This is a genomic window from Hyphomonas sp., from assembly GCF_018402285.1.
In the GTDB taxonomy this organism is placed as follows: Bacteria; Pseudomonadota; Alphaproteobacteria; order Caulobacterales; family Hyphomonadaceae; genus Hyphomonas.
In genome coordinates this window covers 186,847-209,809 of sequence record NZ_JAGYJH010000006.1, presented here as the reverse complement: position 1 = coordinate 209,809, position 22,963 = coordinate 186,847, and the positions used below count along the sequence as shown (strand labels likewise).

Here is a 22,963-nt window from a genome sequence, read left to right as displayed (position 1 = left end):
CAACAGAGGCAAAGCGCGGCAGCAGGCGGCAGAAGGAATTTCCCATGAAACGGGTAGCAGTGATCTATGGCGGCTGGTCTTCGGAACGGCCTGTCTCCTTGTCTTCCGGCCAGCAGATGGCCGCTGCCGCCCGCAAGGCCGGCTATGACGTTGCCGAGATCGACGTGACCCGCGACCTCGCCGCCCAGCTCGCCGCCGCAAAGCCCGATGTGGTGCTCAACGGCCTGCATGGCCCCTGGGGCGAGGATGGCTGCGTCCAGGGCGTGCTGGAGGTGATGGGCATCCCCTACTCCCATTCCGGCGTGCTCGCGTCTGCCCTGGCCATGGACAAGCTCAAATCGAAAGCCGTCTATCGCGGCGCCGGTCTCGATGTGGCCGCCGACAAGCGCGTCACCCGCGCCGAGGCCGCCGCGTCCCATGCCCTGCCCCCACCCTATGTCATCAAGCCGGTGAATGAAGGCTCCAGCTTCGGCGTGCTGATCGTGCGCGAGGGCACCAACCGCCCACCCCGGGAACTGACCGGCCCGAACTGGCGTTATGGCGACTATCTGATGGCCGAAGAATACATCCCCGGCCGCGAGCTGACCGTCGCGGTCCTTGGCGACCGGGCCCTCGCCGTCACCGAGATCACGACCTTAAGGGACTATTACGACTTTGATGCAAAATACGCAGCTGGTGGATCAAGGCATGTGATCCCGGCAGAGCTGCCCGCGCAGGTAACGAAAGCGGCAATGGACGCCGCGCTCGTTGCGCATCAGGCCCTTGGCTGCCGCGGAGCGACACGGTCTGACTTCCGCTATGATGAAGAGAAGGACCGGCTCGTGATCCTCGAGACAAATACCCAGCCCGGCATGACGCCGACCTCGCTCGTTCCCGAGCAGGCCGCGCATATGGGCATGGCATTCGAGGACCTCGTCGCCTGGATGATCGAGGACGCCTCATGCCAAAGATAGAGCGCAACCAGACCGTTCCCGGCCGCCGCCGCGCACCGCCCGCCACGATCATCGACGAAACCACCGGGGAGGAAGTGCGCGTTTCATCGGTGATTTTCGGCATCGTGCTGCTGGTTGCCATCCTTGTCGCCACCGCCGCCTGGATGGGGGGATCGATGTCGCAGATCGGTTCGCGCTTTGGCGGTTTCATGGATGATACCGCCCGTCTTGCCGGCGTGGACGTGCGCTCGGTCTCCGTGATTGGCCTGGAGCTGAACCCTGCGCTGGCCGATGAAGTGCGCGCCGCCGCGATGATCGAGCCGGGCGAGAACATGTTCCGCGCCGACCCCTATGTCATCCGCCGCCGCGTCGAAGCTACCAAGAACGTCCTCAACGTCCGTGTACACCGTCTCTGGCCCGGTCAGGTCGTGATCCTCGCTGAAGCGGCTGAACCGGTCGCCCTCTGGCATGACGGGCGCGACTGGAAAGTCGTCGACGGCCTCGGCCGCATCCTGCCCGATGCCAGGGCAGATGATCATGGCCACCTCCTGCGCCTGGCTGGTCTCGGCGCGCCCGAAGCGGCCCCGCAGCTCACCCGCGCCCTCGCCGCTGCGCCCGACATAAGCGACCGCGTCGCTGTTGCCACCCGTGTGGGCGAGCGCCGCTGGGACATGCGTTTCGTCAGTGGCGTGACGGTTCGACTGCCCGAAGATGAAGCGCTCGAGCCCGCCATGGACCGCCTCGCCAAGCTGCAGGTGCGCACCGCCCTCACCCAGCGCCCGCTCGACATGATCGACCTGCGCTCGCGCGGCCGCGTCTATCTGCGCGTCTCCGAAGAGGCAAAACTCGCCAGCCCCCTCACCCCGGCCGGTGAGCGCACCTGATGGCAAACCTCTCGGCCAAACGCCTCGCCCGCCTCCAGAGCCAGCGCGCCGGCACCTTGGCCGCGCTTGATATCGGCTGCTCGAAAACCACCTGCCTCATCGGACGCCCTGATGGGTCGGGCCCGCGCCGCATGCAGATCCTCGGCACCGGCCGCCAGCAGACGCGCGGCTATTCCGGCGCAGGCATCTCCGACATGGAAGGCCTGGAACGCACCATCCGCGTGGCCGTTGAAGACGCCGAGCGCGAAGCAGGCGAGCCGATCAGCGAAGTCATCCTCGGCGTCAGCGGCCCGCATGTTGTCTCCTGCCTGGTGGAAGCCCAGATCGAGCCGGGCGGACGCCCGGTCACCCAGCGCGATGTGCGCCGCCTGCATGCCCAGGCGATTGCCCGGGTGCCGCAGAAGAATTCCGAAGTGCTCGCCGCCTGGCCCGTGGTCTACACCATCGACCGCGCCGCCGGCCGCGTCCGCCAGCCCGTCGGCATGATTGCCAACACGCTGCATGTCCGCATGGCGGTGATCACTGCGCCCAGATCAATTGTGCGCAACCTGATCGAATGCGTCGGCCGGGCCCATCTGGGCATCACGCGGCTTGTCCCCTCCCCCATCGCCTCAGGCCTTGGCACGCTGATCGAGGACGAGCTTGAGAATGGCACGATCTGCATCGACATGGGCGCCGGCGTGACCGCTGTCTCGGTCTTCCTCAATGGCGCGCCCGCCTGGCTCGGCCTTGTGCCCGCCGGCGGCCAGCATGTCACTGCAGACCTTGCCCAGGGCCTTGGCACCACCTTTGCAGCCGCCGAGCGCATCAAGACCGTTTTTGGCACCGCAGATCTTGAAGGCCCCGGCCTTGCCGAGCGCGTCGAGGCCGCCCGCCTCGGTGATGATGGCCGCCTGCATGCCACCCGCACCGAGCGCGGCGAGATTGCCCGCATCATTGCCCCGCGCATCGAAGAGACGTTCGAGCTTGTCGCCCAGCTTCTGGAGACAAGTGATGTGCGCAAGGTCCTCCCCCACCGCGTCGTGCTGACAGGCGGGGCTAGCCAGCTGCCCGGCATCCGGGAGGTCGCCAGCCGCTACCTGCGCGCGCCGGTGCGCCTCGGCAAACCGGTCATCGCCGAATTTCTGGGCGAGGCACTGGCAACACCGGCTTTCTCCACCGCCTCGGGCCTGATACTCTATCCGGAGTTGGGGTTTGCAGATGCTGCGCGGGCTGGCGTTGCATCAACAGAGGATGCTGCCGGATCGGGCACTTTGGTGAACACAGCGCTGCGCTGGCTGAAGGAAAACTTCTAGGGAAAATTCCCGGGAAAGTTTCCCTGAAAAGTTTCTGGCGTTCTCCACGTTCACTTAAGCGTTTTTTAGGCCCGCCACGCGATGGTGGAGCCTCATACGGTCCGGCGGGACGCGAAATTGTGAGAACAGGCGCACGATGACCCAGGAACTCAGACCCAAAATCGTTGTCTTTGGCGTAGGCGGGGCTGGCGGCAACGCCGTCAACAACATGATCGAAGCCAACCTTCAGGGTGTCGAGTTCGTCGTTGCCAACACCGATGCTCAGGCCCTCGCCCGGTCCCGCGCCGACATGAAGTTGCAGCTCGGCCTTGAGACAACCGGCGGCCTCGGCGCCGGTGCGCGTCCTGAAATCGGCGCCCGCGCAGCTGAAGAGTCGCTGGAGGAAATCCGCCTGCACCTTGACGGCGCCCATATGGTTTTCATCGCCGCGGGCATGGGCGGTGGTACCGGCACCGGCGCAGCGCCGGTCATCGCCCGCGCCGCCCAGGAACTCGGCATCCTCACCATCGCCGTCGTCACCAAGCCCTTCGGCTTTGAAGGCACCCACCGGATGAAGCTTGCCGAGGACGGCCTCGCGCGAATCCGCAGCCATGTCGACACGATGATCGTGGTGCCCAACCAGAACCTCTTCCGCGTCGCCAATGACCGCACCACCTTTGCCGACGCCTTCCGCATGGCCGATGACGTGCTTTACAACGGCGTGCGCGGCATCACCGATCTCATCGTCATGCCGGGCCTCATCAATCTCGACTTCGCAGACGTTGGCGCCATCATGCGCGGCATGGGGACCGCCCTGATGGGCATGGGCGAAGCCACCGGCGAAACCCGCGCGCTCGACGCCGCCCGCGCCGCCATCGACAATCCGCTGCTCGACGATGTCACGATCCGCGGCGCCAAAGGCGTGCTGATCAATATCACCGGCGGGTATGACATGACCCTGTTCGAACTCGATGAAGCCGCCAACGAGATCCGCCGCGAGGCAGACCCCGAAGCCAACATCATCATCGGCTCGGCCTTCGACACCGAACTGGAAGGCCGCATCCGTGTTTCCGTGGTCGCTGCCGGTCTCGACGAAGCCGCCCGCCGCCTGCCCGCCGCCCAGCCTGCCACTGTCAGCGTCCGCCAGCCGGTCGCCGCCCCGGTCGAAGAGGTGCCCGCTGCCGCCCACCCCGTCGCCGGTGTCGAGGAAATGCTTGAGCGCCTGATCGAAGCCGACGCCGCTGCCGACGCGCAGGAGGCCGAACCCGCCACCGCCGCCGAAGACAATGACGAGGACCGCCCGGTCGTGATCACGCGTCCTCAGCCTGCCCGTCCCGTCCTGGCCGCGGCTGAACCCGAGGCCGAATCTGGAGAAGAAGAGGAAGAGCCCGCAGAGATGCCGGCCGTCTTCTCCGACCGCAAGGAAGCCCCGGCGGCAGACCGCCCGGCGGGCTTTGCCAACCTCTTCGGCTGGCGCCGCCCGCCCCCTCAGGGCCAGAACGACACCGCCGACGTCCCAGCCGTGCCGAGCCAGATTGTCACCTCCCCGGACGACCATCCCAAGCCGGCCCCGTTCGACGACGCCGATCTGGAAATCCCGGCCTTTCTGCGCCGGTCAGCCAACAACTGAGCGTCTCATGTAAATTGACCCTCCCACGCCCGGCCCTGTCCGGGCGTGTCCCGTTTTGGCCGGAAGTGGCCGGATGTGTCCCCTGATTTGTCAGTTTTGGCGCGGGTGTGACCCGTTTGCGACAGCCTCTGTTACAATGAAATATCCATATATTTCAGAGCTATAACTCCCTCCACAGCCCCATCCTGTAACAACACGCAACATCCCGTGTTTTGATGCTTTCCCCCACCCTTGCCAAATGGAACCCGAAGGCTGCGACAGGTGCAGCCGCAGTCAGGTGCGATACGTCATGGCCGACATGCAACACACCCTCGCAAAAGCCGTCAGCTGCGCTGGCGTCGGCGTGCACAGTGGCATCCGCGCCCGCCTGACCCTGCGCCCGGCCCCTGTAAACACAGGGATTGTGTTCCGGCGTACCGATGTGGAGAACCGCAAGGGCCGGGTCCTCGCCCATGCCGAAACCGTAAGCGACACCCAGCTCGGCACCACGATCACCAATGAACACGGCGTCTCCATTGCCGTTGTTGAACACCTGCTCGCCGCCATTGCCGGCCTCGGCATTGACAACCTCATAATCGAGATCGACGCCGCCGAAGTTCCCATCATGGATGGCTCCTCCTCGGTCTTCTACGAAATAATGATGCTGGCCGGCCTCAAGGCCCAGAGCGCCCTTCGCCGCCGCATCCGCGTTCTGGAGCGCGTCGAAGTCGTGGAAGGCCCCAAGCGCGCCTCCCTCTCACCTGTGGCCGATGACAGCCTCACCATGCGCGCCCGCATCGAATACACCGACCAGACCATCGGCGTTCAGCAGATGGCCCTGCGCCTCGTGCCCGGCAGTTTTGCCCGCGATCTCGCCTTTGCCCGCACGTTCGGTTTTGCCCGCGATGTCGACATGCTCCGCTCGATGGGCCTTGCCCGTGGCGGCTCGCTCGAAAACGCTGTTGTCATCGGCGAAGACGGTATCATGAACCCCGAAGGCCTGCGCGTCGAAGACGAGTTCATCCGCCACAAGATGCTCGATGCGGTGGGTGACCTGATGCTCGCCGGCGCGCCGATTGCCGGGGCGTATGACGCTGTCCAGCCCGGCCATGGCATCAACAATAAGCTCGTGCGCGCCCTGCTCGCCAATCCGTCGGCTTGGTGCTGGGAAGAGGCCGGACAGCCGGTTGAAGCGGCCGAAAGCATTCGCGTCGCCGTCTGATTTTCCTTTAAATTCAGAAATTTAAAGCGTAAGACCATGCCGCTTCTGGCCTGACAGCTTCAGGCCTGACCGCTGATGCTGCCATTGGTATGCGGCCGCAGATCTTGCGTCCCATCCCCTGCGGACTGCTCCAACTCCGCTTGCCCGGTAAGCGACCGGATCAGCGCGGTGAGATGCGCCCGCACGCGTTCATCCTCGATCCGCGCGAAATTGCGCACGAGCTCAATCACTGCCCGCGAGGAACTCGCCGGGGCATCCGCCGCCTCGACCGCTCCGAAGAACCAGCCGGGCTGGACTTCCAGGACTTCGGCAATCTGCGCCAGGCGCCCCGCGCTGATGCGGTTGGCGCCGGTCTCGTATTTCTGGATCTGCTGATAGGAAATGCCCAGGGCGTCGGCCACCTGGTCCTGGGTCAGCCCCAGGAGAATGCGCCGTCGGCGCATCCGCTCGCCAACCTGCCGGTCCACGAGATTTGCATCACTCAGTTTGATCGGTCTCATGGGAAGTCCAGTCTCCGCCAATCTGTTTCCAACAAGGGCCTCGGCGGCACAGCGCAAGGACCGCACTCGATGTCTTCGGGGAATTAGGGCGCAGCACCGCGAGAACAAGGGCAATGCCGCAAACGCCCCTGCGTGCTGGAGATGACAAACGGCCTTGGAAACCCCGCGCATTCCGGTCTAATCAATCTGGAGAACCATTCCGACAGCGCGAGGCCGCACTGAATGCCGAAACTGACGCCCCTTCCCCTCGTGATCCTCGCCAGTGCCCTGCTGGTCACGGCCTGCGCTTCCAACCGCCGGAACCCGGAACTTGCCTATGTCGAGCGCCCTGTGGAGCAGCTCTACAATCAGGCGGCCGAGCGGCTTGACCGGCGCGACTATCCGCGCGCCAAACTCCTGTTCGAGGAAGTCGAGCGCCAGCACCCCTATTCGGAATGGGCCCGCCGCTCGATGGTGATGTCGGCGTATGTCTCCTACCGCTCGCGCGACTATACGAGCTCGATCTCCGGGGCGCAGCGCTATCTCTCCCTGCATCCGGGCGGCTCTGAAGCCGAATACGCCTATTATCTGATCGCGCTGAACCATTTCGACCAGATCACCGATGTCGGCCGCGACCAGGCGACCACCGAGAGTGCCCGCAACGCCCTGCTCGAAGTCATCCGCCGCTTCCCGGAAAGCGAGTATGCCCGCGACGCGCGCGTCAAGCTCGACATGGTCAATGACCAGCTCGCCGGCAAGGAAATGACCATCGGCCGCTGGTACCTGCGCTCCAACCAGACGCTCTCGGCCGTCAACCGCTTCCGCAAGGTGGTGACCGACTATCAGACCACGTCCCACTCGGAAGAAGCGCTCCACCGCCTCGTCGAAGCCTATCTGACACTCGGCCTGCGCGACCAGGCCCTCGTGGCGGGTGCAACGCTCGGCTACAACTATCCGGGCAGCGACTGGTACGACGCGAGCTACCGTCTCCTGACCAAAGAGGGGCTCGACCCCGAAGCGGTTGACGAGACAACGCGCCGGACCTTCCTCCAGCGGATGATCCCCGGCGGCAGATAAGCCGCCGGCGCCCTGCCCGGCTTGCCGCTTCAGGCCTCCCCGATCAGGGCGAGCCATTCGTCTTCGGTCATCACGGTCAGGCCGAGCTGCTCGGCCTTGGCAAGCTTCGACCCCGCGCCCGGTCCCGCAATCACGATATCGGTCTTGGCCGAAACAGACCCGGCGACCTTTGCGCCCAGCCCGCTCGCCCGCGCCTTGGCTTCATCGCGCGTCATCTTCTCCAGTGTGCCAGTGAACACCACCGTCTTGCCCGTCACCGGGCTGCCGGTCACGGCGGGGATCTCGTCCTCCACCTCGACCGCTTCCAGAAGCGCGGCCAGCATTTCCCTGTTGTGCGGCTCGCCCTCGAACGCCATCAGCGACCGCGCGGCCGCCTGGCCGATGCCATCAATGCCGATCAGCTCGTTATACGCCTCGCTCTCAACCCCGCCTTCTTCAGCAGCCTTCACCGCCGACCAGAAGCTCTGCCAGCTGAGGAAACTGCGCGCGAACTGGGACGACGTCGTCTGGCCCACATAGCGGATGCCAAGCCCGTTCAGGAAGCGTGCAAACGGCACTTTCCGGCGTGCATCAATCGCGCTGTAGAGCTTCTTCGCAGACTGGGCGCCGAAGCCTTCCCACTCCTCCAGCGGCGGCAGGCCGGCGGCCTCTATATTCTTCTTCAGGCGGAAGATATCCTGCGGCGCTCTCAGAACACCCTTTTCATGGAAAAGACTGACCTGCTTCTCGCCAAGCCCGTCAATGTCGAGCGCCTTGCGCGAGACAAAATGCTTCAGCCGCTCGACCGCCTGCGCGGCGCAGATGAGCCCGCCGGCACACCGCCGGCGCACATCGGCGCGGCCCGCGTCATCAATCTCGCGTACTGCCGCAGACCCGCAGACCGGGCACACATCCGGCATCGCCCAAGGCGCGCCCTGCCCGACTTCAACCACACGCAACACCTGCGGGATCACGTCCCCGGCCCGCTGGATCTCGACCTTGTCGCCAGGCTTCACGCCAAGGCGGGCAATCTCGTCTTCATTGTGCAGCGTCGCGTTGGAGACGACGACCCCGCCGACCGTGACCGGCTCAAGCCGCGCCACAGGGGTCAACGAGCCCGTCCGCCCGACCTGAATATCTATGCCAAGCAGCGTGGTAACCGCCTTTTCGGCCGGAAACTTGTGTGCAATCGCCCAGCGCGGCGCGCGGCTGACAAAGCCGAGGCGCTGCTGCCAGTCCAGCCGGTCGACCTTGTAGACCACTCCGTCGATATCGTACTCAAGTCCCGCGCGCTGAGCCTCTATCTCCGCATAGTAGGAGAGGACCTCCTCAACCGTCTCGATACGGATCATGCGGGGATTGGTAACGAAGCCCCAATCGGAAAAGTCCTTGACCGCGTCAAACTGTGTCTGCGCAAAGGGCTCGCTTGCCGCCGCCCAGGCATAAGCGAAAAAACGCAAAGGACGCGATCTGGTAATCTCGACATCAAGCTGGCGCAGGCTGCCGGCCGCGGCGTTGCGCGGATTGGCAAACGTCTTGCGCCCGGCTTCGGCTTCCCGCGCATTGAGTTCGGCAAAGGCGGATTTGGCCATATAGACCTCCCCGCGCACCTCGATCCGCTCAGGCCAGGCCTTGCCCTTCAGCTTGACCGGAATGTCGCCCAGTGTACGAGCGTTCGCGGTTACGTCCTCGCCAGTCTGCCCGTCGCCGCGCGTTGCCGCGCGCATCAGTTTTCCGTTTTCATAGGTCAGGCTCAGCGAAAGCCCGTCAATCTTGGGCTCGGCGGTAAAAGCGACCTTTTCCTCTGGCGGCAGCCCCAGGAACCGCCGGATGCGGACGGCAAAGTCGGCCACGTCTTCATCCGTGAACGCATTGTCGAGCGAAAGCATCGGCGCGCCGTGGCGCGCCTTGGCAAAGCCGTCCCCGGCTTCGGCGCCCACCCGGTCGGTCGGTGAGTCTTCCCGCTTCAGCGCCGGGAAGCGTGCCTCGATGGCAAGGTTTCGCTGGCGCAAAGCGTCATATTCGGCGTCAGTGAGCTCGGGCGCATCATTCTGGTAATAGGCCGCGTCGGCGTCGGTTATTACCCGGGCGAGCCGCTCCAGTTCCGCCGCTGCCTCTGCCTCGTTCAGCGCCTCGACTGGCTTGTCCCCGCTCATGCATCCTCCATCAACCTCCCTGCCGCGGCGCGCGCCTCATCGGTGACTTCCGCGCCGGACAGCATGCGGGCAATCTCTTCCCGCCGCTCGCACGCATCTAGCAAGGTGAGACTGGTCTCGCCAGCCTCGGCGCGTTTTTCCACCAGCAAATGCCCATCTGCCGCCGCAGCCACCTGCGGGCTATGGGTGACCGCAAACACTTGCCGCGTGCGCGCCAGATGCTCGAACCGCTCACCAATGGCGGCGGCAACGGCCCCGCCCACGCCCTGGTCTGCCTCGTCAAAGATCAGCGTGCCCGCGCAGCCTGCTTCGGCCAGCGCGCATTTCAGCGCCAGCGAGACCCGCGCCAGTTCTCCGCCCGAGGCCACCTTGCGCAGCTGGCCAAAGCCTGCGCCCGGATTGGTCTCGGCTTCAAACTCCACCCGTTCGGCCCCGGCCGCGCCCGCTTCTGCTTCGCCCAGCGGCGTGAACGCCACACGGATGGTCGCCCGGCCAAGCTTCAGCGGCACGAGTTCGGCGGCAATCGCGGCTTCCAGCCGCCCCGCCGCGCCCTTGCGTGCCTGTGTCAGCTTGTGCGCCGCGCCGTGCCAGCGTGCGAGCGCTGCGCTCTCGGCCGCTGCGGCCTTTTTAAGATCGGTATCGCCCGCTTCGGCAAGGTTGAGCCGCGCGCGGAGCGCCTCCAGCCGGGCAGGCAGCAGTTCTGCCTCCCCGCCATATTTCCGCGCCGCCGCGCGCAGCGCAAAGAGGCGTGCCTCCACGCAGTCAAGATCCCCGGACGCTTCGGGCAAAGCCGAAAGCCGCGCCACGGCAAGCTCGGCCTCGCGCACTTCGATCAGCGCCCGCTCGATTGCCTCAGCAGCGGCCCGCGCGGCCTGCCCCAGGGGGCTATCGCCTGTCTCAAAACCTGGCAGCCGGCAGATCCGCTCTGCCGCCCGCGCTGCCTTGCCGAGCGCAGTTTCAGAGCCGCCCTTGGCGAGGGCATCTTCAGCCTCCGCCACGGCTTCCTGCACCCGTTCGGCCTGCATCAGGCGCATCCGCTCCTCGGCAAGCCGCTCGGCCTCGCCCGCCTGGGGCGCAAGGCGTTCGAGTTCCTCGACCGAGGCTTCCAGCCATTCGCGCGCTTCCCGCGCAGCCGCCTGGTCGGCCTTCAGCGCCACATGTGCCGCCCGCGCCGCTTCCAGCGCCTGCCAGGACGCCGCGCAATCGGCCAGCAGCCCCTCATTGCCCGCAAACTGATCAAGCAGGCGCCGGTGAGAGGAAGGCCGCATCAGACTGGAGGCGGCATGCTGGCCATGGATTTCCACCAGCAGGTCGCCCGCCTCGGCCAGCAGCGCCGCGCTGACGGGCTGGTCGTTGATGAAACCGCGCGCCGGGCCTTGCGCCCGCACGACCCGCTTGAGGGTCAGCGTTTCGCCTGGCGCCACGCCCTGCGCCTGTAGCAATGCCAGCACCGGATGATCCCGCGCCACGTCAAATTCAGCCGCGACGCTCGCCTGATCAGCGCCCGCTCGGATAAATCCGCGATCAGCCGACCCGCCAAGGGCTAGCGCAATGGCGTCCAGAATGATCGATTTACCCGCGCCGGTTTCCCCGGTCAGGGCGGTGAAGCCTTCCCCCGGCGAAAGATCGAGCCGGGAGATAAGCACGAAATCACGGATAGAGACGGAGAGTAACATGAGGGGCGCTATAGCATGAGAACAAAATAGGAACAACCGGATTCAATCGCAACACGCGGGCTTGCGCAGAAACCCGGCTTGGCCTCATCCTTGCGTCCGGGCCCTCGTGGGGAAATGCATTCAGGAGGCGGGGTGACCATCCAGCGCGCGCAGATCATGACATTCCTCAAGGGAGCCGGCCTGACGCTCGCGGCGCTGCTCATCTTGTGTTTCTGGTATCTCGGCGCTGCCTGGCTTTCAGGCAAGTTCCCGTCCAGCGGCCGCGCGCAGCAGGTCACCGAGGCCACCGCGCTTACCTATCTCTGCGAAGCGCCCTTCCATACCGATATCGCCCTGCCCCTTTACGACCCCCTCTTCAACTGGTCGGAAGAGCTCAAGGACGAACTCCCCACATGGCTGCCGCCGGACACTTATGTCCTTTTCGGCTGGGGCGACTCTGTCTTCTTCACCCGCGTGCTTCAGCCCGAGGACATGACCGCCGGCCGCGTGCTCAGCGCGCTTGCCGGCATGAATGACACCGCCGTACGCATCGTGCCCGTCGATGGCGCTTCGGTGTACGAATACTGCGCGCCCATGTCTGTGGACGATGAAGGCCGCGCCGCACTGATCGCCCATATCCGCGAGACGTTCGAGCGGGACGCCGAGGGCGAACTCAGCATCATCCCGACCACCGTTCCCGGCGAAATCCTTGTCCACGCCACCGGCCGCTACAGCATGTTCAATACCTGCAACCAGTGGACGGCGGCAGCGCTCGGCAAGGCGGGCCTGCCCCGTTCCCTGTTCGCGCCGTTTGCATGGAACGTTACGTCACCCTTGCAAGGACCGCCGGCGACGCGTACCGGAGAGATAACACTAGTCGAATAGAATAATGTAGGGGACGAGAAAGTGATTGGTCCAAATGGCCGCCCCTGTCCGGAATGGTTTGCGCGGCCCCAACTTGGCATCTTCATCCACTGGGGCATGTTCACCATCCCCGCCTGGGCACCGCGCGGCCGCGCCATTCATGAGCTTCATGGCGACGACTATTACATGAGCGCGGTGATGACCCCCTATTCAGAATGGTATGACAATGCCGTCCGCGTAGAGGGTAGCGAGACCCGAAAGCGGCATCTAGAGCTCTACGGCAACAAGCCGTATGCGGACTTCCGTCCCGAATTCGATGTCCTTTCCCAGAAATTCGACGCCAATGAATGGGCCGACTTCTTCGTCGAATGCAGCGCCACCCACTGCGTCTTCGTCGCCAAGCATCATGACGGCTATTGCCTCTGGCCGACGCAAGTCGAAAACCCCCACCGCCCCGGTTGGCATAGCGAGCGCGACTTTGTCGGCGAACTCGCAGACGCCGTGCGCGCCCGCGGCCTGCGCTTCGGCCTCTACTATTCCGGTGGACTCGACTGGACCTTCCGCGACACTCCCATCGCCAATCTCGGCGAAATGTTCGCGGCCGTGCCTACCGAGCAGGACTACCGCGAATACGCCCTCGCCCAGGCCAGGGAGCTGATCGACCGCTACAAACCCTCGATCTTCTGGAACGACATCTGCTGGCCCAATGGCGACGATGTCCCCGTCCTGCTAGACTATTACTACAAAGCCGTGCCCGACGGCGTCACCAATGACCGCTGGCTCGGCGCGCACGACTTCTTCAACTCCCTGCGCGATCCTGAGACCCTGAAGGGCTTCAATGACACGATGAAGGAACGCTCCGCAGGCGGACAGCAAGCAGAAACTCCTTCCCCCTTCGCTGACTATCGCTGCGTCGAATTCGGCCTCGGCGTCGTGCCCAGGGAACACAAATGGGAAGCCTGCCGCGGCCTTGGCCTCGGCTTTGGCTACAACTCCGCTGAAATCCCGGAAGACTATATGTCGAGCGACGAGGTTATCGCCCTCTATGAGGACGTCACCTCAAAGCGCGGCAACCTGCTGATCAATATCGGCCCGCTGGCAGATGGCTCGATCCCGGACCTTCAGAAAACGCCGCTGCGCGCGCTGGGCCGGCATCTGAAATCCTGATCTGCGCTTCCTCCCGGATAGCCAAACGCCTGCGGTGTACATCACCGGAGGCGTCTTTCTTGTGGGCTTTTGGCTGAGCCTCAGATCTTCGCGCAGGCCTTCTTCAGCCAGTCCTTGACCTCGCCATCGAGCTTGCGTCCGAGCAGTTTCAGCACGCGCTTGTGGTAGTCATTGACCCATTTGCGTTCCTCTTTCGAGAGCAGCTTAACGTCAATCAGATCACGGGCCAGCGGGGCAAAGGTCAGGCATTCAAAGCCGTGCATCGCAATCTCGCCGCCCGGAATATGCTCCGCAGGCGTCACATATTGCAGGTTCTCGATGCGGATGCCGTATTCGCCGGCCTTGTAGAAGCCCGGCTCGTTCGACACGATCATCCCCGGCATCAGCGGAACGCCGTTCCAGGGCTTGGCAATCCGGTGCGGCCCCTCATGCACGCCGAGATACACGCCCACCCCGTGCCCGGTGCCATGCTGGTAATCAAGTCCCGCCTGCCACAATGCATGGCGCGCCAGAACATCAAGATGCGTGCCCGTCGTGCCCGGTGGGAAACGGACGGCGGCAAGCGCAATATGTCCTTTGAGGACGCGGGTATAGTTGGCGCGCATCTCGTCGGTCGGCTTGCCGATCGGCACCGTGCGGGTCACGTCCGTCGTCCCGTCGAGATACTGGCCGCCGGAATCGATCAGGAAGAGCGAGCCACGCTCGAGCTTGCGGTCAGAGGCGGTCGACACCCGGTAGTGCGGCAACGCGCCATTCGGGCCTGCGCCGGAGATCGACGGGAAGGAGAGATCATTGAGATTGCCGAGTTCCTCGCGGAACGCTTCGAGCTTCATCACCGTTTCAATCTCGGTCACCTCGCCGCTCTGGGCTTCGGTATCCAGCCAGTGCAGGAATTTCGTCAGCGCAATGCCGTCGCGCGCATGGGCGGCGGTCGTGCCCTTGATCTCGGCGGCGTTCTTGCACGCGCGCGGCAATGCCACCGGGTCACGCTGGCGCAGGATCTTTGCGCCGGTTTCCGCCAGCGTATCGAAGAACCAGGACGAGGCCACATCCGGGTCAAGGCTCACTGTCTTGCCGGCCAGACCCTTCAGTCCCTCTTCCAGCTTGCTCAGGGGACGGAGCGTCACGCGGTTGCCAAGATGGCGGCGCAGCGTGCCGTCGGTCTTTTCCTCATCGATGAACAGCTCGGCAGATCCGTCCGCCTTGAGGATCGCCCGGCCGAGCGGCAGCGGCGTGCAGCTGACATCCCCGCCCCGGATATTGAACGCCCAGGCGAGCGAAGCAGGTGAGGTCAGCACAGCCGCGTCCGCCCCGTCCCGGGCCAGCTGCGCGCCAACCGCTTCCAGCTTGTCGGTATGGGCAACGCCGGCATGTTTGACGCCGTGCGGAACAACCTTCGCCATCGGCTGGGGCGGGCGGTCTTTCCACGCCGCATCGATCGGGTTTTCCGAAACCGCCACCAGCTCGGCGCCTGCCTTGGCAGCGGCGGCGGCCAGCGCGGCCACATCATTCGGGCTCATCAGGCGGGGATCATAGCCAACGCGCTTGCCCTTGAGGCTCTGCTGCGCCAGCCAGCCAAACGCGCCGGGGTCAGGAATGCCCACCACCTCAAACAGTGCCGGGTCGGTCTGGTCGCCCGCCTGAAGGGTGTAGCGCCCGTCGGCGAAGAGCACGGCCTTATCCGTGAACACGAAGGCTGAGCCGAACGAGCCGGTGAACCCGCTCACCCAGGCCAGGCGCTCATTTGCGTCAGGCAGGTATTCATTCTGATATTCGTCGTCATGGGGCACGTAGAGGCCATCGAGGCCTTGGCGCTCAAGTTCACGGCGAAGGAGCGGAAGATGGGCCCGGCCGTCCTGCGGCCCGCCCTTGATGTCGAATGTCTGTCTCATTCCGCCTACATAGCGTCATCTGCCGCCGCCGGGAAGCAATCGAGCTATGCAAATAAGCATGCTAATTTCGCGCATTCCATACTGTTTTGTTTAGCTCGCACCCTATATAGGCCGGACACAGACGTTGCTGCAGCGCAGCAAAACAAGTATTAACAAGGTATTAACAATGAAAACCGAAATCAACCTCTCGCCCGCCGCCGACATGGTGATCGAGAGTGTCCAGCGCCCGACAATGGACCTTGCGGCGGCCCGTCAGCCTGCCCGGGAAGGCGCGCGCGCAGCGCTCGTCCGCCTCAACATCCTCGCCCGCCGCCAGGAGCGGTGGGATCGCCGCGCGGCCCGCGCCTGATTCTGCCACCCGCCTACTGCCCGCCCGTACCCCATCCGGAACGGCAGCTGATGATCGCCCGGGACAGCGTACCCTCCTCCCCCCGACGCACCGGCGCGATCCCCTCCATGCCCATCCCCTTCCCGGGATGGGCCGGAGGGTAAAACTTTCAGGAAATCCTCACCCCTTCTTCCGGAATATCAGCGTCGACCAGCCGTCGCGCTTGATGCGCTTCTGGAAGAGGAGCTTGTGCCCTTCATAGGCAGCGCGCACCGGCGAGGCCTGATGGTGGAGCAGCCCCGACAGGATGATCGTCGCCCCCGGCGCGGAGAGCTGCTCTATCTCCGCGGCAAGCCCGATCAGCGGCTTCATCAGGATATTGGCAAACACCGTATCATAAGGCCCCGCCTGCCGGATCGCCGGATTGTTCGCCCCGCGCACGTGATGCACGAAGAACCGGCTGACATGGTTCTTCTTGGCGTTCTCGCGCGCCACGAACACAGAGTCCCGGTCAATATCGGTGCCAGACGCCATCTCCGCGCCCACTTTCAGCGCAGCAATCGCCAGCACGCCTGAGCCTGTGCCAAGGTCGAGCACGCGCCCCGGCTTGCGGTAGCGCCGCGCTTCGGCCAGCGCCAGAAGGCAACCCAGCGTCGTGCCATGATGGCCCGTGCCAAAGGCCGGGCCCGCCTCGATCAGAACGGAAATCTTGCCCGGCGAGGACGCGGTCAGCGCGTGGCTGCCCGCCACAACAAATGGCCCGGCATTGACCGGCGGCAGGCCTTCCAGCGACATCGTCACCCAGTCGCGCTCGACAATCTCCTCGATCCGCGCGGTCAGCTCCGGCGCGGCCTCCTCGATGAGGGCGACGCACTCTTCGGCCTCTTCCATCGTCTCGGTAAACGCATCGAGCCGCCAGGCCCCGCGCGCATCTTCCTTGGCATCGACCGCGCCTGCGGGCGAAGGGTCCACCCAGGCGAGCGCCTCCCATGCCGTTTCCACTGGCCCCCGCGGGCCTTTTGCCGTGATCTGGTACATGGACGCGGCGCTTAGCAGGCCGCTCCGCGAATGGGAAGCGGTCCCGCGGCAGGTTAAGGCGCAGTGCCTTCCACGATCATCAGGCGCGAGACCGCATTGTCGTGGCGCAGGCGGGCGATCGCGGCATATTCGGGCGAGTCAAAGAAGGCGCGCGCCGCCTCAAGGCTCGGAAATTCCAGCACGACGATGCGCCCTTCCGGCGAGGCGCCCTCCCGCCCCTCGGCGGCGCCCCCGCGCGCAAGGTAGCGCCCGCCAAAGGCGGCCACCATCGGCGTCACCGCCGCTACATATCCCTTGTAGGGCTCAGGATCTGTCACATTTATTTCCGCAATCACATAGCCCTTGGGTACTCGCGCAACATCCGCCAACGGCGCGCTGGTGCAAGCCGCAAGCACGCACATGAGCCCGGCCACTACCGCCTGAACACTTCGTCTCATAGTCCCCTCCCGGACGATCTCTCCGGCGACCCTCGCATGCCCCGCCTGCGCCGTCACGCCGTCCCTACCAATATGTAACACAACCTTTGCGGGCCGCAGGCGTTGTAATTGTACAAGCAACCTCAGAGGAGGCTCACATGCCCACCACGACCGGACACACAACCGCTATTCCCGCCAGCCGCACCATCGGCACATCCGTCTACAACACTGCCGGCGACAAGATCGGCAAGGTCGAAGACGTGATGCTCGACAAGACCGACAATTCGATCCTCTACGCCGTTGTCGGCTTTGGCGGCTTCCTCGGCATGGGGGAGAAGTTCCATCCCGTCCCGTGGTCGACCCTCGACTACAGCAAGGACAAGGAAGGTTACGTTGTTCCCTTCAGCAAGGAACAGCTGGAAAAGGCCCCGGCCGATTCGATCGAAGAGCTGACCAAGAATGACGGCCACGCGGCCCGCGACGCGGCCTACACCTACTACAAGGTCCAGCCCTACTGGCTATAGTCCCCGCCGGTAACTGGAATCAGGGCGGTGGCTTCGGCCGCCGCCTTTTTCCTTTTGTGGACCGCCCGAAGAAAATTGCGGTATCATGGAGCAAACTCACCATATTTGGTGACTTGACGTAAACTCACCTTTTATGGTGAATTGCCGTCATGGAACAAGAAACCGTATTTGACCGCGAGCTGACCGTTGCAGGTCTCATCGCCAAGCAGCGCGAGCTAAGCCTTGCGCTGGAGGAGCACCGCGAGGCTGTGAAGAGGCTCACGCTCCACCTCTACCACATCTCAGAGGCAATCCTGATCCTGGACCCCAAGGCCAGTATCGTCAGGAGCAAGCCGAACAACCATAACCGGGCCAAGAAGGGCAGCATAAAGCGGTTCGTTCTGAACACCCTGCGGGAGTCCTCAGGGCCGATGACTTCGCGCCAGCTTGCCGAGCTGTGGACGCATGAGTGTGGCTATGAGCCCAACGAGACGACCATCAACGCCATGCGCCGCCGCATTAGCTCGTGCATCAAGGCGAGCGTAAATCAGGGGCTGCTGGAAGACGTGGGGCAGACCACGGATCACGATGCGAACGGGCCGTATAAGCTTTGGCGGATTCAAAGTTCGTGATCACGAAAATTTTTATGCTAATTTGGGCGCTCACTTAGCGGGTCACTGCTCAACCGAGCAAGAGCACGTGGCTCGTACACCAAATTTTTGCCTTTGTCAACCCGATGTTGACTAGGTTCTTTCTTGATATCATGTATTTCACATCATGTTCCAAGGAAGGAGGCGCAATATGGCAAAGCCTAAGCTTAAAATTCGCGTTCTTTCGCGCGCGAAACCCAAAGCAACTAAGCTAACAGCCAGGGAGCTGAAAGCCGTTGCCGCTCGCTGCGCTGAGGCTGGCAAGGCCAATGACGAACTTAAGAAGTTTGTTGCTGATGGCATGGCGCGTCTAACTAGAGTGCCCGCGTAGAACTGTGAACTGTGCTCTGTGACGGCCTTCTCAATTTCAGCATTGAGCGCAAAGCACGACAGAAATAAATTTTTTTGTGGCTTCGAACCAATAGACAAATGGTGCCGACGAAACTCATTGTCCCATAATGATAAGGGTCAATGCAAAGTATTCGTTGCTACTGCTGGCGATGATATAGTTGCAGGAATATACAGTTTATCTATTCAAGCGCTTCCCCGCAAAAAGGGCATTAAATACCACCTCGATAACGTTCCTGGTATCTACTTCGATAATTTGGGAGTCACTGAAAAATGTCGCGGCAACAAGCTGGGCACCACCATGATGGTGGATGCCTTTCACAGGACGATTGCCATTTCACAGCACGTTGGCGTTCACTGCCTTTGGCTAACGGCAATTGATGAGGCTACGTGCGAGTTTTATCGGCGCTTAGGCTTCGAACGAACGAAACCAAGAGGCAGGTCAAGCACTGACATGTTCATATCTCGCAAAGATATTGAAGCCGCACTAGCGCCGTAGTCGAACAAGCCAAAGGGCAAAAAAAGGGCGGCGCATTGCCGCCCTTCCGGTTGCTTATGCCATCGGGAAGTCCGAGGGCAGGTCACTCGCAGGCGGAATTTCAGGGAACAGGCGCCCCTTCATCACGTCTGCGATCCGGCCTTGGTTGATCTGGAAGTACGAAGCGATACGCGCGTAGTTGTACTTCCTCACCCGTGCCAATTTGATCACCGGCACCATGTCCGGCGTTACCTTACGGTCTTTCATCGTCTTCCTTTCTGAAGACTGCGACCGATCAGCGGGTTGACGGATTCGTAAGAATGAATCACATACAATGTGCTTGTGATGTCCGCTGAGCGGTCATCGGTTAGTGACAGGTGGGACTGAGAGCCGAGGCCCCCAGCCCCTGCCGCCCTTGGTGGCGACTGCTGACCTAAGCGGGTGTACGAGACCCACTTAGACCAGGGTTGTTATATCGGCATGATGGACCACCTCCTCAAAATGGTACTTCGTCATCGTCCATTGTGGACGATGACGAAACCTGTTTCCCGCCGAGTTGCGGAGTATCTACAAAGGTCTCGTTCGGCTCATCTGGCTTCAAGGTTGAATAAACGCCTTTACGGCCCGGCACGGAATACAGCAGGCCCTTTTGAACCATCCGGTACAGCTTGTTTTGCAGAAAACGGCGCGTTTGGACTACGTTGAATTTTCGAAACAGGTAAATAAGGATCATGTCGATGTCGGCCTCACGGCCCGCCGCATTAATTACGGTGGCGAGCTGATCCTCAAGTTCATCCGTTTTGGAGACACTCAGTTCTGCGCGAAGCTCCTTCGGGAGGTCCGAGAGGTCCTCTCCCTCATACACAGGAATGGGTTTCAGCAATTCCTCTAAACGATGGAACTCTCGCTGGTAGGCCCTGAGGTCTTGCGCAAGGCGAGCCTGCTCAACCGCTCTTTCGCGGTCGCCGCGGTCTTCGTGCACCTTTTTGGAACGCTCCAAAAGGGCGATGATCTTGTTGACAGAATCGTCAAAATCTGACATGAATCAAGCTCCTATGACGGGTCTTCGCGCAGTTTGGCGACAAAGCGTTGACCCGATTTTTGAGCCCGGACGGGCCGCCTGACGGCGGTTAAACGTCCGGGCTCTTTTCATTTCTGCCTTAGATTCGCGCCTGTGGCAACTGCCGCGTTTCTTGATCTAGGATTTCCTATGATATCGCACTTTTGACTGTTCTCTTGTTATTGTTCTTCTCGTCCTCTTTTTGTTGCACTTTGCGATACAGGCCGTCACCGAATATCCCATTTTTCTCTCTTCCATGGATGGGATATCCCATTCACCTCTGCCTTTACATCAGGCTGAGTGGCGCTGCCAATATCCGCACCAAGCGGCAGACTTCGGTGCAACAGCGGCCGCGCTGACCAGCATGGCGAACTGGTTGCCATTGGAGACGCGGCGAGCGTCCTCACGCCATGCAAGCTCTGTTGCATAGGCAGAGAGGTACTTGCCTGCGATGTGGTGGTGTATACCGATCTCAGAGCGGCGAACGCGGCTGAAGAAGCTCTCGGCTTGGTTGGTGCAGGCGCCGTCATGCGAATAGTGCTGCTTGTGATTTATCCGCTTTATGGGGAAGTGAGCCGCCAGCTTGTCCCAATGCGAAGCCTCGTCAGCGTGGACGGTAGAGCCAGCGGCGACGTTCTCGCGGACAACGGCAACGCCTTCTGCTTCCGACGCAGCAACGGCCGTCAGTGTACGGCCTTCACGCTCACGCACGGCGATGATGACCTGGCGCTTGCCAGACTGGTTGATTTTGCGGCGGCGGTCTGTGCGGTCAGCGCGATTGTTGGCGGGCTTCACATAGCCACCGAAGTAAGCGCCATCGACTTCAACGTTGCCGCTTAGGGCGCCTTCCTGACGAGCCAGCGCTATCGCCTCGCGGCACTTGTGCAGCATGACGAAAGCGGTTTTGTAATCAACACACAGATCGCGGGACAGTTGGAGGGCGGAGTATCCCTTGGCGCCGTTGGTGAAGATGGCGATGGCGCCGAGAATATCGCGCAGGCTCAGCTTGCGGCTGTGGAAGATGGTGCCGCTCGTCAGGCTGAACTGCTTTGCGCAGCCCTTGCATTTCCAGACAGGGCGGCTCTTCAGGTTGTAGTGTTCAAGGCAACCGCACTCAGGACAGACCGGCTCGCCATCTGTTTCAGCCCAGCGGATCGCGCGGAACGCTTTCTCTGCATCCTGGTCCGACATGCGCAAAACCTTGGCGAGCGAGAGCGTTTTCGCGGCGGGGAGTGAACGAAGTGCTGCGCCATATTTATCACCATATTTGGTGATTTCTAGATATGGCTGGACCGGCAGGGCGTCAAGTGGTATTTCACCAAATCAGGTGATTTTGTTGGAGGCGCCCATGGCCGTCAAAACCAAGCCCAAGCCCAAGCCCAAGCGGGCATTGCCGCCGATGCCGCAGGAACGCAAAGCGTTGCCGATAAATGCGCATTATGAGGAGCGCGCAAAGGAACTCTTGCGGGCCAAGCTGAAAAAGACGGACAACGATTACCAGTCGCTGGCGGACAAGCTCAACTCCATGGGCATAGAGATAAGCGCTCGGGGACTGGAGAACAAAATTAGCAGGGGGGGCTTTTCTGCGGCGTTTCTTCTTCAGTGCATCGACGCGCTGGACGATGAAATCTAGGCTTAAGCGAGACCCGCTCGCTTTATACTCGCTAAAACTTCGTGCGCTATTTGGCGCATAGAAACCAGCTCAAGGTCAACCATTGCTCTCTCTGGCAGGTTACCCTTAATGATCATCCAGCCACCGCCTCGCACCATCTCTTGGTATTCTATATCACCCAGCGTTTCGTCATAGTGCGCTCCGCCGTCCTTGTTTCTCAAATTGAAAACAAGGTTCTTTCGATAAACCAAATTCTTGCCGGACCCGCTGCTGAATATCGCATCTCGTGTCCACCATTCGCCAAAGGATGACCAACGATACCGCTCAGAATGTTCGTCCAGAATAGGGACGAACATTGGATCTTCGGATGCCCTCATATGCATCATAGCGAGCGGATTAGAGCTTGTAAGGTTCCTGTCATCGATCTGATGACCGCTGCATAGAAATTTCATTTGGTCACGAACACCAAGCTGCGTCAGCAATGACTTGTTCCGTTTGCCGCCATCATGAACGAGGATGTACACGCTAGTGGCTAGCCGAAGGGCCTCCCATTTTTTTCCATTGTCAAATGCTGCGCAAGAATCAGTTATCGCCGCTCTCTGAATTTCGAGCGCCTTTTGTATTTCTGCCGGGGTGCGCTTCGTGGCCATTGGCGAATGAGGCCAACGATTCGATAGATTTTTCTAGCATCGCCTTGAATACCGCTTCTGCCAACTCTTCAGCGGCCGGGCCTGAGCCAATCACTCCCCACTGCTCGGCGAGGACATCAGCGCCGGCCAATATCATTGATCGAGTTATAGGGCGAAAATCTTCATTCATCGGTAATCACCAAATATGGTGAGTATGCTCCATGATACCGGAAAATTGCCGTTTTTCGATAAATACTTCTGGAAACCCGCTCCCCGAGTATTATATGATTATCGATAAGACAGCAGAGGAGCCAAACAGATGGCCTTCACCACCGAAGACATGATCCTGATCGAGCAGCGCGCCGCCAATGAGAAGAAAAGCGCCGGCGCCGCCTATCTCCTCTGGTTCTTCCTCGGCTGGATCTCGGCCCACCGTTTCTATCTTGGCAAGCCGGTCACGGCGATCCTGCAGATCATCAGCTATTTCTTCCTCATCGGCTTTGTCTGGTGGCTGCTCGATCTGATCCTGATCCCGGCGATCATCGACCAGAAGATGGAAGACGCCCGCGCCGATGCGGCCCAGGCCATGCGCCGCCGCCGCTCCGCTTACTGACCGCAGCTGTTCTCCTCCCGCAGCTGCGCCCCAAGGGCCCCGGAGTTCCCCCTGCTCCGGGGCCCGTTGCGATCCGGTGCATCCTTCCTGATCCGGCT

General features: G+C 62.2%; 24 protein-coding genes and 1 pseudogene. 14 read left to right on the top strand and 11 right to left on the bottom strand.

Annotation, left to right across the window (positions count from 1 at the left end; genetic code table 11):
* Window positions 1-44 precede the first annotated feature (44 nt).
* From KG722_RS12810 to lpxC, 5 genes are all read left to right on the top strand, one after another.
* Complete coding sequence (locus KG722_RS12810; RefSeq protein WP_213272193.1) at window positions 45-953, top strand: D-alanine--D-alanine ligase; 909 nt, start codon at window positions 45-47, stop codon at window positions 951-953.
* The gene (locus KG722_RS12805) at window positions 941-1,816 is read left to right on the top strand and encodes a cell division protein FtsQ/DivIB (protein ID WP_213272191.1); all 876 of its coding nucleotides are present in this window, start codon (window positions 941-943) and stop codon (window positions 1,814-1,816) included. Before KG722_RS12810 ends, KG722_RS12805 begins: the two co-directional genes overlap by 13 nt.
* Window positions 1,816-3,111, top strand: a complete 1,296-nt coding sequence (gene ftsA, locus KG722_RS12800) for a cell division protein FtsA (protein WP_213272189.1) — start codon at window positions 1,816-1,818, stop codon at window positions 3,109-3,111. Before KG722_RS12805 ends, ftsA begins: the two co-directional genes overlap by 1 nt.
* 136 nt (window positions 3,112-3,247) lie before the next feature.
* Window positions 3,248-4,720 carry a cell division protein FtsZ gene (gene ftsZ, locus KG722_RS12795; RefSeq protein ID WP_213272187.1) on the top strand — a complete coding sequence of 491 codons (1,473 nt, stop codon included), beginning with the start codon at window positions 3,248-3,250 and terminating at the stop codon, window positions 4,718-4,720.
* A 289-nt stretch (window positions 4,721-5,009) separates the two neighbouring features.
* On the top strand, window positions 5,010-5,921 hold the full coding sequence (gene lpxC, locus KG722_RS12790; RefSeq protein ID WP_213272186.1) for a UDP-3-O-acyl-N-acetylglucosamine deacetylase: 912 nt from the start codon (window positions 5,010-5,012) through the stop codon (window positions 5,919-5,921).
* Between the two features lie 59 nt (window positions 5,922-5,980).
* Here the strand turns inward: lpxC and KG722_RS12785 are convergent, their stop codons facing one another.
* On the bottom strand, window positions 5,981-6,421 hold the full coding sequence (locus KG722_RS12785; protein WP_213272185.1) for a helix-turn-helix transcriptional regulator: 441 nt from the start codon (window positions 6,419-6,421) through the stop codon (window positions 5,981-5,983).
* A gap of 222 nt (window positions 6,422-6,643) precedes the next feature.
* On the opposite strand from KG722_RS12785, the gene KG722_RS12780 reads away from it, so the two are divergent.
* Entirely contained in the window at window positions 6,644-7,477 is an 834-nt protein-coding gene (locus KG722_RS12780) for an outer membrane protein assembly factor BamD (RefSeq protein ID WP_213272184.1), read from the top strand.
* Between the two features lie 29 nt (window positions 7,478-7,506).
* Here KG722_RS12780 and ligA read toward each other — a convergent pair whose 3' ends face one another.
* Window positions 7,507-9,612, bottom strand: a complete 2,106-nt coding sequence (gene ligA / locus KG722_RS12775) for an NAD-dependent DNA ligase LigA (RefSeq protein ID WP_213272183.1) — start codon at window positions 9,610-9,612, stop codon at window positions 7,507-7,509.
* The gene (locus KG722_RS12770; RefSeq protein ID WP_213272182.1) at window positions 9,609-11,288 is read right to left on the bottom strand and encodes a DNA repair protein RecN; all 1,680 of its coding nucleotides are present in this window, start codon (window positions 11,286-11,288) and stop codon (window positions 9,609-9,611) included. The genes ligA and KG722_RS12770 overlap by 4 nt, the downstream gene beginning before the upstream one ends.
* A 132-nt stretch (window positions 11,289-11,420) precedes the next feature.
* Between KG722_RS12770 and KG722_RS12765 the strand changes: the two genes are divergently transcribed.
* Both KG722_RS12765 and KG722_RS12760 read left to right on the top strand, forming a co-directional pair.
* Window positions 11,421-12,152 carry a DUF2459 domain-containing protein gene (locus KG722_RS12765; RefSeq protein WP_213272180.1) on the top strand — a complete coding sequence of 244 codons (732 nt, stop codon included), beginning with the start codon at window positions 11,421-11,423 and terminating at the stop codon, window positions 12,150-12,152.
* A gap of 21 nt (window positions 12,153-12,173) precedes the next feature.
* Window positions 12,174-13,298, top strand: a complete 1,125-nt coding sequence (locus tag KG722_RS12760; RefSeq protein WP_213272179.1) for an alpha-L-fucosidase — start codon at window positions 12,174-12,176, stop codon at window positions 13,296-13,298.
* A gap of 80 nt (window positions 13,299-13,378) precedes the next feature.
* Here the strand turns inward: KG722_RS12760 and KG722_RS12755 are convergent, their stop codons facing one another.
* On the bottom strand, window positions 13,379-15,190 hold the full coding sequence (locus KG722_RS12755; RefSeq protein ID WP_213272177.1) for an aminopeptidase P family protein: 1,812 nt from the start codon (window positions 15,188-15,190) through the stop codon (window positions 13,379-13,381).
* A gap of 166 nt (window positions 15,191-15,356) precedes the next feature.
* Between KG722_RS12755 and KG722_RS12750 the strand changes: the two genes are divergently transcribed.
* Window positions 15,357-15,539: a hypothetical protein gene (locus tag KG722_RS12750; protein WP_213272175.1), complete on the top strand. Its 183-nt coding sequence runs from the start codon at window positions 15,357-15,359 to the stop codon at window positions 15,537-15,539.
* Between the two features lie 159 nt (window positions 15,540-15,698).
* On the opposite strand, the gene KG722_RS12745 is transcribed toward KG722_RS12750, so the two are convergent.
* Both KG722_RS12745 and KG722_RS12740 read right to left on the bottom strand, forming a co-directional pair.
* Window positions 15,699-16,556 carry a 50S ribosomal protein L11 methyltransferase gene (locus tag KG722_RS12745; protein ID WP_213272173.1) on the bottom strand — a complete coding sequence of 286 codons (858 nt, stop codon included), beginning with the start codon at window positions 16,554-16,556 and terminating at the stop codon, window positions 15,699-15,701.
* Window positions 16,557-16,609: 53 nt separating this feature from the next.
* Window positions 16,610-16,993, bottom strand: a complete 384-nt coding sequence (locus KG722_RS12740) for a DUF1330 domain-containing protein (RefSeq protein WP_213272172.1) — start codon at window positions 16,991-16,993, stop codon at window positions 16,610-16,612.
* Between the two features lie 137 nt (window positions 16,994-17,130).
* Here KG722_RS12740 and KG722_RS12735 point away from each other — a divergent pair, with 137 nt between their 5' ends.
* The 3 genes from KG722_RS12735 (at window position 17,131) to KG722_RS15505 (ending at window position 18,972) form a co-directional block, all read left to right on the top strand.
* Window positions 17,131-17,496 (top strand): PRC-barrel domain-containing protein, encoded by a 366-nt coding sequence (locus tag KG722_RS12735; RefSeq protein WP_213272171.1) that lies wholly within the window; start codon window positions 17,131-17,133, stop codon window positions 17,494-17,496.
* A gap of 149 nt (window positions 17,497-17,645) precedes the next feature.
* A complete protein-coding gene (locus KG722_RS12730; RefSeq protein WP_213272170.1) occupies window positions 17,646-18,107 on the top strand; it encodes a hypothetical protein in 462 nt (153 codons plus the stop codon).
* A gap of 367 nt (window positions 18,108-18,474) precedes the next feature.
* Window positions 18,475-18,972 (top strand): GNAT family N-acetyltransferase, encoded by a 498-nt coding sequence (locus tag KG722_RS15505; protein ID WP_213272169.1) that lies wholly within the window; start codon window positions 18,475-18,477, stop codon window positions 18,970-18,972.
* A 54-nt stretch (window positions 18,973-19,026) separates the two neighbouring features.
* Here the strand turns inward: KG722_RS15505 and KG722_RS12720 are convergent, their stop codons facing one another.
* The 3 genes and pseudogenes from KG722_RS12720 to KG722_RS12710 form a co-directional block, all read right to left on the bottom strand.
* Entirely contained in the window at window positions 19,027-19,218 is a 192-nt protein-coding gene (locus tag KG722_RS12720) for a hypothetical protein (RefSeq protein WP_213272168.1), read from the bottom strand.
* Window positions 19,219-19,447: 229 nt separating this feature from the next.
* Window positions 19,448-19,993 carry a hypothetical protein gene (locus KG722_RS12715; RefSeq protein WP_213272166.1) on the bottom strand — a complete coding sequence of 182 codons (546 nt, stop codon included), beginning with the start codon at window positions 19,991-19,993 and terminating at the stop codon, window positions 19,448-19,450.
* Between the two features lie 309 nt (window positions 19,994-20,302).
* Window positions 20,303-21,264: pseudogene (locus KG722_RS12710) on the bottom strand (IS1595 family transposase).
* Between the two features lie 95 nt (window positions 21,265-21,359).
* Between KG722_RS12710 and KG722_RS12705 the strand changes: the two are divergent.
* A complete protein-coding gene (locus KG722_RS12705) occupies window positions 21,360-21,644 on the top strand; it encodes a DUF6471 domain-containing protein (protein WP_213272164.1) in 285 nt (94 codons plus the stop codon).
* Window positions 21,645-21,646: 2 nt separating this feature from the next.
* Here the strand turns inward: KG722_RS12705 and KG722_RS12700 are convergent, their stop codons facing one another.
* Window positions 21,647-22,147 carry a hypothetical protein gene (locus KG722_RS12700; protein ID WP_213272163.1) on the bottom strand — a complete coding sequence of 167 codons (501 nt, stop codon included), beginning with the start codon at window positions 22,145-22,147 and terminating at the stop codon, window positions 21,647-21,649.
* A 58-nt stretch (window positions 22,148-22,205) separates the two neighbouring features.
* The gene (locus tag KG722_RS12695) at window positions 22,206-22,442 is read right to left on the bottom strand and encodes a hypothetical protein (RefSeq protein WP_213272161.1); all 237 of its coding nucleotides are present in this window, start codon (window positions 22,440-22,442) and stop codon (window positions 22,206-22,208) included.
* A gap of 129 nt (window positions 22,443-22,571) precedes the next feature.
* Here KG722_RS12695 and KG722_RS12690 point away from each other — a divergent pair, with 129 nt between their 5' ends.
* The gene (locus tag KG722_RS12690; protein ID WP_300998499.1) at window positions 22,572-22,865 is read left to right on the top strand and encodes a TM2 domain-containing protein; all 294 of its coding nucleotides are present in this window, start codon (window positions 22,572-22,574) and stop codon (window positions 22,863-22,865) included.
* Window positions 22,866-22,963 lie beyond the last annotated feature (98 nt).